The 12,504-nt window shown below is 70.8% G+C and carries 8 protein-coding genes; 5 read left to right on the plus strand and 3 right to left on the minus strand.

Annotated elements, in window-relative coordinates:
* Positions 1–419 precede the first annotated feature (419 nt).
* Positions 420–1,925, minus strand: a complete 1,506-nt coding sequence (locus BCF44_RS10730; protein WP_116174017.1) for a glutamate synthase subunit beta — start codon at positions 1,923–1,925, stop codon at positions 420–422.
* The gene (gene gltB, locus BCF44_RS10735; RefSeq protein WP_281283093.1) at positions 1,918–6,474 is read right to left on the minus strand and encodes a glutamate synthase large subunit; all 4,557 of its coding nucleotides are present in this window, start codon (positions 6,472–6,474) and stop codon (positions 1,918–1,920) included. Before gltB ends, BCF44_RS10730 begins: the two co-directional genes overlap by 8 nt.
* 316 nt (positions 6,475–6,790) lie before the next feature.
* Here gltB and BCF44_RS10740 point away from each other — a divergent pair, with 316 nt between their 5' ends.
* The 3 genes from BCF44_RS10740 to BCF44_RS10750 are packed head-to-tail and all read left to right on the plus strand — an operon-like array spanning position 6,791 to position 9,486.
* Positions 6,791–7,699 carry an ABC transporter substrate-binding protein gene (locus BCF44_RS10740; protein ID WP_246014938.1) on the plus strand — a complete coding sequence of 303 codons (909 nt, stop codon included), beginning with the start codon at positions 6,791–6,793 and terminating at the stop codon, positions 7,697–7,699.
* 6 nt (positions 7,700–7,705) lie between these two features.
* Positions 7,706–8,716 carry a FecCD family ABC transporter permease gene (locus BCF44_RS10745; RefSeq protein WP_116174019.1) on the plus strand — a complete coding sequence of 337 codons (1,011 nt, stop codon included), beginning with the start codon at positions 7,706–7,708 and terminating at the stop codon, positions 8,714–8,716.
* Positions 8,713–9,486, plus strand: a complete 774-nt coding sequence (locus tag BCF44_RS10750; protein WP_116174020.1) for an ABC transporter ATP-binding protein — start codon at positions 8,713–8,715, stop codon at positions 9,484–9,486. The genes BCF44_RS10745 and BCF44_RS10750 overlap by 4 nt, the downstream gene beginning before the upstream one ends.
* Before the next feature lie 134 nt (positions 9,487–9,620).
* Here BCF44_RS10750 and dctA read toward each other — a convergent pair whose 3' ends face one another.
* Positions 9,621–10,940 carry a C4-dicarboxylate transporter DctA gene (gene dctA, locus BCF44_RS10755; RefSeq protein ID WP_116174021.1) on the minus strand — a complete coding sequence of 440 codons (1,320 nt, stop codon included), beginning with the start codon at positions 10,938–10,940 and terminating at the stop codon, positions 9,621–9,623.
* Between the two features lie 122 nt (positions 10,941–11,062).
* On the opposite strand from dctA, the gene BCF44_RS10760 reads away from it, so the two are divergent.
* Positions 11,063–11,995, plus strand: a complete 933-nt coding sequence (locus BCF44_RS10760; protein WP_246014939.1) for a TAXI family TRAP transporter solute-binding subunit — start codon at positions 11,063–11,065, stop codon at positions 11,993–11,995.
* A complete protein-coding gene (locus BCF44_RS10765; protein ID WP_116174022.1) occupies positions 11,996–12,499 on the plus strand; it encodes an AAA family ATPase in 504 nt (167 codons plus the stop codon). It begins immediately after the preceding gene.
* Positions 12,500–12,504 lie beyond the last annotated feature (5 nt).

Below are 12,504 nucleotides of genomic sequence, written 5' to 3' on the forward strand. Positions count from 1 at the left end.
CGACCTCGTCCTCGGCCCAGACGGCCCACCTACTGCCGTCGTTTGCGAACACCTTCGCGAATGTCCGCCACAGATGAACGCGGAAGCCGTCACCCTGCCACCACGATTCGGTGTCGATGGAAAGTCCGTACTGCGCCGCCGCCACGACGGCATCACGCTCGTCCTCGAGCGGATTGTGGCGGAACGTCTGCCACTTCGCATCGCGTCGAAGGAACTCCGCGGCAGGGAAGTCAGCCCGTCCAGCACGGCACCGGCGTCCTCCGCGAAGTCGTCCATGCGCGCCCGTCCCCCGGCTCGGCCGATGTCGAGGTCAGGCTACGGCCGACAGCAACCTCACCAAGGCAACCGCGCGGCGCGGGCGCACCACGCAACACAAAGCAACGGGCTGCCGGGCGGGAGACCGCCCGGCAGCCGGTGCGCTACACCACGGCCAGTGGCAACAGGTTGGGTTGGACCGGGGACGGGAGCTCGGAGGAGCCGGTGAGGTAGCTGTCGACGGCGTTGGCGACGGAGCGGCCCTCGGCGATGGCCCAGACGACGAGCGACGCGCCACGGTGGGCGTCACCGCAGGCGAAGACGCCGGGGGTGGCGGTCTGCCAGTCGGAGCCGACGGACAGGGTGCCACGACCGGACAGCGAAATCCCGAGGCCGTCCAGCAGGGGCATGTGCTCGACGCCCTCGAAACCGATGGCCAGCAGGACCATGTCGGCGGGGATGACCTCGACCTCGTCGGACACGGGCTCGACGACCCGGCGGCCGGAAGCGTCCCGGGTGACCCGCACCTGACGGAGCTCGATGGACCGGACGTGCCCGTCGGCGTCGCCGACAAAGCGCTGCACGGCAACGGCGAACTTCCGCGTGCCACCCTCGTCGTGCGCCGGGTAGTTGCGGATGACCAGCGGCCAGGTGGGCCACGGCGACACCGAGAAGTCCTGAGTGGACGGCGGCTCGGGGTACTGGTCCAGCTGGACGACGCTCAAAGCACCTTGACGGTGGGCGGTGCCGAGGCAGTCGGCGGCGGTGTCGCCACCACCGATGATCACGACGTTCTTGCCGGAAGCGTCCACGGAGGACGGACCGTCGCCCTCACACGCCCGGTTGGCGGGCACGAGGTGCTCCATGGCCAGGTGCACGCCGGCCAGCTCGCGGCCGGGGATCTCAACCGCGTCCCGGCCACGCAACGCCCCCACGGCCAGAATCACGGCGTCGTAGGACGACTGGAGCTGCTCGACGGTCAGGTCCACCCCGACCTCGCAGCTGGTGACGAACCGGGTGCCCTCGGCCCGCAGCTGCGCGAGCCGCCGGTCCAGCACCTTCTTCTCCATCTTGAACTCGGGAATCCCGTACCGCAGCAGCCCGCCGAGCCGGTCGTCCCGCTCGTACACGGTGACGTCGTGCCCGGCCCGGGTCAGCTGCTGGGCGGCGGCCAGGCCGGCCGGACCGGAGCCGACGACGGCGACGCGCTTGCCGGAGGCGACGGCGGCCTGCCACGGCGGCACGAACCCGCTCTCCCACGACACATCGGCGATGGTCTGCTCGACCCGCTTGATCGCCACGGCACCGCCGGCCTCGGGGGTCGCGGACAGCACGCAGGCAGCCTCGCACGGGGCGGGGCAGAGCCGGCCGGTGAACTCGGGGAAGTTGTTGGTGGCGTGCAGGCGATCCGACGCTTGCGGCCAGTCCCCGCGCCGCACCAGGTCGTTCCACTCGGGGATCAGGTTGCCGAGCGGGCAGCCGGCGGTGCCGGAGTGGCAGAACGGGATGCCGCAGTCCATGCACCGGCTGGCCTGGGTGCGCACCTGCTCCTCCCGCGCGGCGGCGGGCTGGCGCACGTAGACCTCGTCCCAGTCGTGCACGCGCTCGGCCGCCGGCCGCTTGGGGGCGTCGCCCCGAGCAAACTTGAGGAAGCCGTTCGGGTCAGCCACGGGACGCCTCCATGATCGCCTCGTCGACGTCGCGGCCCTGGGCGCGGGCCAGTCGCATCGCCTCCAACACACGCTGGTAGTCGCTCGGCATCACCTTGGTGAAGCCGGCCGACCGCCGCGGCCAGTCGCCCAGCAGCGACGCGGCCACCGCGGAACCGGTGAGCTTGTGGTGCCGCTCCACGATCTCGCGCAGCCACCGCAGGTCGTCGGCGCTGGGCCGTTGCAGCTCGACCATGTCGGTGTTGACCAGCATCGGGTCCAGCTCCAGCACGTACGCGATGCCGCCGGACATGCCGGCCGCGAGGTTGCGGCCGGTGGGCCCGAGCACGACGGCGCGACCGCCGGTCATGTACTCGAACGCGTGGTCGCCGACGCCCTCGGACACCGCGACCATGCCGGAGTTGCGGACGCAGAACCGCTCACCGACCCGCCCACGCAGGAAGATCTCGCCGGCGGTCGCGCCGTAGCCGATCACGTTGCCGGCGATCACCTGCCGCTCGGCGGCGAACGGCGCGTCCTCGTGCGGCCGCACCACGATCCGCCCGCCGGACAGGCCCTTGCCGACGTAGTCGTTGGTGTCGCCGACCAGCTCCAGCGTCACACCACGGGGCAGGAAAGCGCCCAGCGACTGGCCGGCGGAGCCGGACAGGGTGACGTGGATGGTGTCCTCGGGCAGCCCGTCGCCGCCGTAGCGACGGGTCACCTCGGACCCGAGCAGGGTGCCCACGGTCCGATTCACGTTGCGTACGGGCAGTTCCAGCCGCACCGGGTGCGCATCCTCCAGCGCCGCCTCGGCAAGCTGGATCAGCGTCCGGTCGAGGGCGTGCTCCAGGCCGTGATCCTGGCCGCGCAACCGCCGCCGGGCCGAGCCGTAGCGGGTCGCCGTCGGCACCTCGAAGACCGGCGACAGGTCCAGGCCCTTGGCCTTCCAGTGCGCCACGGCCTCGTCGGTGTTCAACAGCTCGGCGTGCCCGATGGCCTCGTCGAGGGTGTGGAAACCCAGCTCGGCGAGGATTTCCCGGACCTCTTCGGCGACGAAGTGGAAGAACTGCTCGACGAACTCCGGCTTTCCGGTGTAACGCTGGCGCAGCACCGGGTTCTGCGTGGCGACGCCGACCGGGCAGGTGTCGAGGTGGCAGACGCGCATCATCACGCAGCCGGCGACCACCAGCGGAGCGGTGGCGAAGCCGTACTCCTCGGCCCCGAGCAGCGCGGCGATCACGACGTCGCGGCCGGTCTTCATGGCGCCGTCGACCTGCACGGTGATCCGGTCCCGCAAACCGTTGAGCATCAACGTCTGCTGGGTCTCGGCGAGGCCGACCTCCCACGGCGTTCCCGCGTGCTTCAACGAGTTCAGCGGGGAGGCGCCGGTGCCGCCGTCGTGCCCGGAGATCAGCACCACGTCGGCGTGCGCCTTGGCCACACCGGCGGCGACGGTGCCGACGCCCAGCTCCGACACCAGCTTCACGTGGATGCGGGCCTGCTCGTTGGCGTTCTTCAGGTCGTGGATCAGCTGGGCCAGATCCTCGATGGAGTAGATGTCGTGGTGCGGCGGCGGGGAGATCAGGCCGACGCCCGGCGTGGAGTGCCGGGTGCGCGCGATCCACGGGTACACCTTGTGCGCGGGCAGCTGGCCGCCCTCGCCGGGCTTGGCGCCCTGCGCCATCTTGATCTGGATGTCGTCGGAGTGCACGAGGTACTCGCTCGTCACGCCGAACCGGCCGCTGGCGACCTGCTTGATCGCCGACCGGCGCTCGGGGTCGTAGAGGCGCTCGGGGTCCTCGCCGCCCTCGCCGGTGTTGGACCGGCCGCCGATGCGGTTCATCGCGATGGCCAGGGTTTCGTGCGCCTCGGACGAGATCGACCCGTACGACATGGCGCCGGTGTTGAACCGCTTGAGGATCGACTCGACCGGCTCGACCTCCTCCAGCGGCACCGGGGTGCGGCCGGAGGCGAACCGGAACAGGCCGCGCAGGCCGCCGCCCTCGCGAACGAGCCGCTCGACCTCGTCGGTGTAGCGCTTGTACACCTCGCGCCGGCGCGTCTTCGTCGCGTGCTGCAACAGGAACACGGTCTCCGGCGTGAAAAGGTGCAGCTCGCCCTCGCGGCGGTACGCGTACTCGCCGCCGACCTCCAGCCGCCGGTGCGACCGGTCGGCGGGGTTGTCGGGGTACGCGCGGTGGTGCCGGACGGCGACCTCGGCGGCCAGCTCGTCCAGGCCGACGCCGCCGAGCTTGGAGTGCGTGCCGGTGAAGTACTCGGCCAGGATCGGCTGGGCGATGCCGACGGCCTCGAACACCTGCGCCGCGGTGTACGCGCCGACGGTGCTGATGCCCATCTTGGACATGATCTTCAGCACGCCCTTGACCAGCGCCGACACGTAGCGCCGGATGGCGACCCGCGGCTCCACGCCGGTGATCGCGTTCTGGCTGATCAGGTCCTCGATCGTCTCGAAGGCCAGGTACGGGTTGACCGCGGCGGCGCCGTAACCCAGAAGCAGCGCCACGTGGTGCACCTCGCGGCAGTCGCCGGTCTCGACCACGAGCGCGACCCGCAGCCGCTCCTTGGTGCGCACGAGGTGGTGGTGCACCGCGGAAACCAGCAGCAGCGAGGGAATCGGCGCCCGACGGTGGTCGGAATCGCGGTCGGACAGCACGAGCGTCCGCGCGCCGGCGGCGATCGCCTCGGACGCCTGGCGGCGCACCCGCTCGATCGCGGCGGCCAGCGCCTCGCCACCACCGTCCACTTCATACAGTCCGGAAAGCACGGTGCAGGCGAAGCCGGGCAGGTCGCCGTCGTCGTTGACGTGGATGAGCTTGGCCAGCTCGTCGTTGTCGATAACGGGATAGGGCAGCCCGATGTGCCGGCAGGAGGCCGGGCCGGGGTCGAGCAGGTTCTGCTCGGGGCCCATCACGCGGGACACCGACGTGACGATCTCCTCGCGGATGGCGTCCAGCGGCGGGTTGGTCACCTGCGCGAAGTTCTGCACGAAGTAGTCGTAGAGCAGCCGGGACCGCTGCGACAGCACGGCGATCGGGGTGTCCGAGCCCATCGAGCCGATCGGCTCCGCGCCGGTGAAGGCCATCGGCGCGAGCAGGATCCGCAGCTCCTCCTCGGTGTAGCCGAAGGTGAGCTGCCGGCGCACCACGGACTCGTGGCTCTGCACCACGTGCTCGCGGTCGGGCAGGTCGGCGAGCTCCAGCAGGCCGGCGTGCAGCCACTCGTCGTACGGCAGCTGCGCGGACAGCTTGGCCTTGACCTCGTCGTCGTCGACGATCCGGCCGGCCTCGGTGTCCACCAGGAACATACGGCCGGGCTGGAGCCTCCCCTTGGCCACCACGCGGTGCGGCGGCAGGTCGAGCACGCCGGCCTCGCTGGCCAGCACCACCCGGTCGTCGTCGGTGCGCCACCAGCGCGCCGGCCGCAGGCCGTTGCGGTCCAACACCGCGCCGACGAGCGTGCCGTCGGTGAAGGTGACGCAGGCGGGCCCGTCCCACGGCTCCATCAGGCTGGCGTGGAACTGGTAGAAGGCGCGGCGCTTGGGGTCCATGGTGGCGTGGTTCTCCCACGCCTCCGGGATCATCATCAGCACCGCGTGCGGCAGCGAGCGGCCGCCCAGGTGCAGCAGCTCCAGCACCTCGTCGAGGGAGGCGGAGTCGGAGCCCTCGCCGTCGACGATCGGGAACAGCCGGGCCAGGTCGCCGGGGATGAGGTCGCTGGCCAGCAGCGACTCCCGGGCGCGCATCCGGTTCCGGTTGCCGCGAATGGTGTTGATCTCGCCGTTGTGGGCCACGTAGCGGAACGGGTGGGCCAGCGGCCAGGACGGGAACGTGTTGGTGGAGAACCGGCTGTGCACCAGGGCGATGGCGCTGGTGAGCCGGCCGTCGACCAGGTCGGGGAAGAACGCCGGCAGCTGGCCCGTGGTGAGCATTCCCTTGTACACCAGGGTTCGCGCGGACAGCGACGGGAAGTACGAGCCGACGCCCGCGGCGACGGTCTCCCGCTCGGCCCGCTTGCGCAGGCAGAAGGTGAACCGGTCGAGGTCCACATCGGACGGTCGGTTGCCCTCGCCGTCGGCGACGCCGGCGACCACCAGCATGGCGAAGTGCGGCATCACCGAGCGGGCGGTCGGGCCCACGTCGGCGGCGTCGGGGTCGACGGCAACCTCCCGCCAGCCCAGCACCTCCAGGCTCTCCTCGACGGCGATCCGCTCGATCAGCGCCACGGCCTTGGCCCGTTCCGCGGCGTCGGCCGGCAGGAACGCGATGCCGGCGGCGTACTGGCCGGCCCGCGGCAGCGTGAACCCGCACTCGTCGCGCAGCAGCGCGTCCGGCACCTGGAGCAGGATGCCCGCGCCGTCGCCGCTGGTCGGCTCGGCGCCGGCGGCCCCGCGGTGCTCCAGGTTGGCCAGCGCGGTCAGGGCATCCACGACGATGCCGTGCGACCGCCGCCCCTTGATGTCGGCCACCATGGCCACACCGCAGGCGTCCCGTTCCGCGCTCGGGTCGTACAGCCCCTGCGGGCCGGGAAGGGCGGAGAAGATCGGCACGAGACCTCCCTCATCGTCCTAACGAGGCCCCAATTGGCTTGGGGAACTCCCGGTTTGCTTTCGCATCTCGGGACGACGGTGGCCCGTGGTTGACGAAACCTTAACAGTCACGAAACGTGGAGGCACCATCAAACGGGTGATCTACATCCACGGTCCGTAACGATCTGGGTTACCCGGACGACATTGCCGCGGACATCAACCAGAAACTTCGGCTTGCTAAGCATAGCCGACACGCGGACGACATGCGCGCCCGACGAAGCCCGCTCACGGTCGGTGATTCCGATCACAGGCCGTCGCCGCTTGATAGCGTCCGGTCGTGAACCGCACAATGCCCGCCCTCGTGCTGGCCGCCGCCCTGGCCCTCGCCGGCTGCGCCACGCACAGCGAGCCGCCCGCCACCGCGAGCGGCCCGTCGTTCCCGGTCACCGTCACCCCATCGGGTGGCAAGCCGGTGAGCATCGCCGCCCAGCCGCAGCACATCGTGTCGCTGAGCCCGGCCAGCACCGAGGACCTGTTCGCGATCGGCGCCGGCCCGCAGGTCACGGCCGTGGACAAGCTGTCGGACTACCCGTCCTCCGCGCCGCGCAGCGACATCGACGCATTCAAGCCGAACGTCGAGGCCATCGCGGCGAAAAAGCCCGACCTGGTGATCGTCTACGACGACACCAACAACGTGGTGGCGGGCCTGACCCAGCTCAAGATCCCGGTGCTGCTGCTCAAGGCCGCCTCCTCGCTGGACGACGCGTACGGGCAGATCTCGCTGCTGGGCAAGGCGACCGGGCATCAGAGCGAGGCCGATCGCCTGGTCGGCGACATGAAGGCCCAGATCACCGACGTGGTGGCCAAGACCCCGAGGAAGTCGCTGAGCTACTTCCACGAGCTGTCGGCGGACGGGTACACGGTGACGTCGAAGACGTTCGTGGGCCAGGTGTACGGCCTGTTCGGGCTGCACAACATCGCCGACGCCGCCGGCGGAGCCGGCGACTACCCGCAGCTGTCGGCGGAGAAGGTGATCGCCGCCAACCCGAACCTGATCTTCCTGGCCGACACCGTGTGCTGCCAGCAGAACGCGTCCGCCGTCGCCGCCCGTCCGGGCTGGGGTTCGCTGCACGCCGTGCAGGCCGGCAACGTGGTCGCGCTGGACGACAGCATCGCCTCCCGCTGGGGGCCGCGCGTGGTCGACTTCGCGCGGGCCGTCGCGGCCGCCGTGCAGAAGGCCGGCTGACGGCGGATGGCCAGGCCGACCCGGCTGACCTGGTGGCATCTGCTCGTCACCGGTCTCGTGCTGGTGGTCGTCGTGGTCGGGGCGGTGCTCCTGGGCGCGATCGACCTGGGCTGGCAGCGGGTGCTCGGCGAAGTGTGGGCGCAGCTGACCGGTGGCGTGTCGCCGCTGAGCGTGCAGGAGTCGGCGATCCTGTGGCAGCTGCGGATGCCTCGGGTGGTGCTCGCCGGCCTGGTCGGCGCGGGTCTGGCCTGCTCCGGGGCGACGTTCCAGGGGGTGTTCCGCAACCCCCTGGCCGACCCCTACCTGCTCGGCGCCGCGGCCGGCGCGGGCATGGTGGTGACGATCATGGTGGTGCTGGCGCCGGGCGCGGGCATGGCGTACCTGCCGGCGGCGGCGTTCGCCGGCGCGCTCGGCGGCGTGGCCCTGACCTGGGGTCTTGGCCGGTCCGCCGGCGCCGGCACGGCCACGCTGCTGCTGGCCGGCGTTGCCGTGGCGTCGTTCCTGACGGCGGTGCAGACCTTCGTTCAGCAGCTGAACACCCTTACGTTGCAACAGGTGTACGGCTGGATCCTGGGTGGACTGTCCACCAGTGGATGGAGCCAGGTGCTGTCGGTGCTGCCCTATCTGGCGGTTGCCCTGGTGGTGCTGTGCTCCTGCGCCGGCCTGCTGGACGTGCTGACGCTCGGTGACGAGGAGGCGGCGTCGCTGGGCGTGCGGCCGGGCGTGGTGCGGCTGGTGGTGCTCGGCGCGGCGTCGCTGGCGACGGCCGCCGCGGTATCGGCGAGCGGCTTGATCGGATTCGTGGGAATCGTTGTGCCGCACGTGATTCGGTTGCTGTTCGGGGCCAGCTACCGCGTTGTGGTGCCTTTGTCGCTGGCCGGCGGGGCCATTTTCCTCGTCCTCGCCGACATCGTCGCGCGGACGGCGCTGGCCCCCGCGGAATTGCCGATCGGCGTGGTGACCGCGTTTACCGGCGCGCCGTTCTTCGTTCTCGTGCTCCGCCGGCGGCAGTCGTGACCGCGCTGCGGCTGACCGGCGTGACCGCCGGCTATCGCGGCCGGACGGTGGTCCGGGACGTCACCGTGGACGTGCCGGCCGGCAGCTGGCTGGCGATCATCGGGCCGAACGGGGCCGGCAAGTCGACGCTGCTGAAGGCGGTCGCCGGTCTGGTGCCGGCCACCGGTGACGTGCTCGTCGGCTCGAAATCCGTTGCGGCGCTGGGGAATCGCGAGCGGGCCCGGGTGCTGGGCTACGCGCCGCAGACGCCGTCGCTGCCCGAGGGCCTCACCGTCACGGATTACGTCCTGCTGGGCCGGACCCCGCACCTCGGGCCGCTGGGCCGGGAGAGCCGGTCGGACCTCGACCTGGTCGCGGGCGCGTTGGCACGGCTGGATCTCGCCGACCTCGCCCACCGTCCACTGCGGACGCTGTCCGGCGGCGAGCGGCAGCGGGCGGTGCTGGCCCGGGTGCTGGCCCAGCAGGCCGGGGTCCTGCTGCTGGACGAGCCGACGACCGGGTTGGACATCGGCCACGCCCAGGCCCTGCTGGAACTCGTCGATCAGCTGCGCAGGGCCGACGGCACCACGGTCGTCAGCACGCTGCACGACCTCACGCTGGCCGCCCAATACCCCGACCGGGTATTGCTGCTCGACGGCGGCGACGTGGCGGCGGCCGGCACCCCCGCGCAGGTGCTGACCGCGGACCGCCTCTCGCGGCACTACGGAGCGTCGGTGACCGTGCTGACGGCCCCCGACGGCAGCCTGGTCGTCGCGCCTCGCCGGGACTGAGCCCCACGCGGGGACAGGGGTCCCGTGCGGAGAACGAGAAAAGCCGGCGCGCCGGGAGAAGGAGGGGCACCGGCGCGCCGACTCGACTGTGGGCGTGGGCCGCGGCCTCGGGGAGTCGCGACCCACGCCGCCGCTCAGGAGGCCGTCACAACCTGAGCGGCATCCTTCTCCGCATCCACCGCGGAGGGGTTGTCCAGAACTTCCCGGAGGCGGTCCCGGTCCAGCTCGCCCTGCCAGCGGGCGACGACCAGGCTGCCGACGCCGTTGCCGATCACGTTGGTGATGGCGCGGGCCTCGGACATGAACCGGTCGATGCCGACGATCAGCGCGATGCCCACGACCGGGATGACGGTGCCGAACGCCGACAGCGAGGCGGCCAGCGTGACCAGGCCGGCGCCGGTGACGCCGGCGGCGCCCTTGCTGGACAGCAGCATGAACAGCAGCAGCCCGATCTGGGTGCCGATGCCGATCTCGTGGCCGGTGGCCTGCGCGATGAACAGCGCGCCCATCGTCAGGTAGATGCAGGTGCCGTCCAGGTTGAACGAGTAGCCGGTGGGCACGGTCAGGCCGACCACCGAGCGGCTCGCGCCGGCCGCCTCCAGCTTGGTCATCAGCCGCGGCAGCACCGTCTCGCTGGAGGAGGTGCCCAACACGATGAGCAGCTCGTCCTTGATGTAGCGCAGGAACTTGAACAGGTTGAAGCCCACGAACCTGGCGATCAGCCCCAGCACCACCACGATGAACAGGATGCAGGTCAGGTAGAACGCGAGCATCAGGAAGGCCAGGCTGCCCAGGATCTTACTGCCGAACGCGCCGACGGTGTACGCGATGCCGCCGAACGCGCCGATCGGGGCGATCCACATGACCGCCTTGATCACGGCGAACATGAGCGCCTGAAGCGACTCGAACGCCCGCAGGATCGGCTTGCCGCGCTCGCCCAGCGTGGACAGCCCGATCGCGACGAACACGGCGACCACCAGCACCTGGATCAGCTGGGTGCCGGTGAACGCGCCGACGAAGGAGCTCGGCACGAGGCTGAGGATGAAGTCGGTGACGCCCTCGGTGGCCTGGCCCGCCGCCTTGATCGTGGAGTCGGCCGCCTTCGGGTCGACGTGCAGGTTCAGGCCCGTGCCCGGCTGCAGCACGTTGACCACGACCAGGCCGATGACCAGCGCGACGAGCGTCATCACGATGAAGTAGCCGATGGCCCGCAGCGCCAGGCCGCCGGCCTTGGCCAGGTTGCCCAGGCTCGCGATGCCGACCACGACCGTCAGGAAGATGACGGGAGCGGTCACCATCCTGATCAGGTTCACGAAGAGGTCGGCCAGCCACTTCGAGTTGGCGGCCGCGTGCGGGAACACGAGCCCGAACACGATGCCCAGCACGATTGCCGCGATGACCCAGAAGTACAGCTGTTGGACCCACGGCTTACGGGTGGCGGTCGCCGTCGACATGCCCTCACTCCTTATGACCCATGTGTGGGAATTGCAGTGATCCTTGGCACACGACTACCGCAGGACAAGCGCGCCCGGCGAAACTTTGGGTTCACCTGACGTTGACAGCTACCCTTCCTGCCATGTCGCTGGACCGGCGATCGCTGCTGCGAGGACTGGCCGCCATGGGCGTGGGCGCCGTGGCGGCGAGTTGCAGCGGGCCACCGGCTCCGGAACTGGCCAGGCTCGTCCTGTTGACCGGTCCGTCCGGGGCGGTTTTCCGGGAGGTCGGGGCCTCGCTCGTGGCGGCTCTGAAGCCACACCTGCCGAACACGTTCATCACGGCCATGCCCACCGGGTCCTCGGTGGACAACCTGCGGCTGCTGGCCGCCGGAGCCGGGCAGCTGGGCCTGGCGTCGCTGGACGCCATCGAGAGCACCGGCAAGTCGCCGGCCGGGCTGAGCGCCATCGGCCGGCTCTACGACAGCTTCCTGCACCTCGTCGTGCCGGCGGACTCGCCGATCCAGTCCTTCTCGGACCTGACCGGCAGGAAGGTGTCGCTGGGGGCGCAGGGATCCAGCACCGGCTTCACCTCCGACCGGCTGCTGGGCATGACCGGCGTGAAACCCGTCGGCGTGCAGATGTCCCAGACGGACGGGGCGAACGCCGTGGCCGACGGCACCATCGACGCCATGCTCACGCTCACCGGCATCCCCACGCCGGCGATCACCGACCTGGCCAGACGTAAGTCGGTCCGGCTGGTGTCGCTGGACGCCGAGGCGAAGCTGCTGGCCGGCAAGTATCCGGGGCCGTACGTGCCGGCGACGATCCCGTCGACCACGTACCACGGGGTCAAGGCGTGCCCGACCGTGGCGGTGCCGAACCTGCTGCTGAGCCGGGACGACCTGGGCGACGACGTGGCGCGGATCGTGACCGAGACGGTGTTCACCGAGGTCTCGGTGATCACCAAGGGGCATCCCGAGGCCAGCCACATCAACGTCCGCACCGGCATCGCGACCGGCATCGTGCCGCTGCACCCGGGGGCGGCCGGCTGGTTCCGGGACGTGAAGCGCTGAATGCTGGTGCTGCTCAACGGGCCGCCCGGAGTCGGCAAGTCGACGATGGCCGGTCTGTACGTGGACGATCATCCACCGGCGCTGAACCTGGACATCGACGTGCTGCGCGGCCAGATCGGCGGCTGGCAAGCGGATCCCGCCCGGGCCGGGCTGCTGGCCCGGGCCCTGGCGGTGGCGGCGGCCCGCACGCACCTGCTCGCCGGGCACGACGTTGTGGTGCCGCAGTTCCTGGGCCGACCGGAGTTCGTCCTCGAGCTCTCGGCGCTGGCCGCCGAGGTCGGCACGGAGTTCGTGGAAGTGGTTCTGTTGGACATCAAGGAAAACGTGCGGCGCCGGTTCTTCGAGCGGAACGATCCCGTGAAGCACACCGACGCCGCGACGCTGTCCACAATGTACGACCGGTTGCTGGAGTTGCTGGCCGCCCGCCCCGACGCCAGGATCGTCCACGCCGCCGGAATCCCCGAAACCTACGCCGCCCTCCGCCATGCCCTGGCACCACTGTGAGGAAA

Origin of the sequence: Kutzneria buriramensis (assembly GCF_003387475.1) — a bacterium.
Lineage (GTDB): Bacteria > Actinomycetota > Actinomycetes > Mycobacteriales > Pseudonocardiaceae > Kutzneria > Kutzneria buriramensis.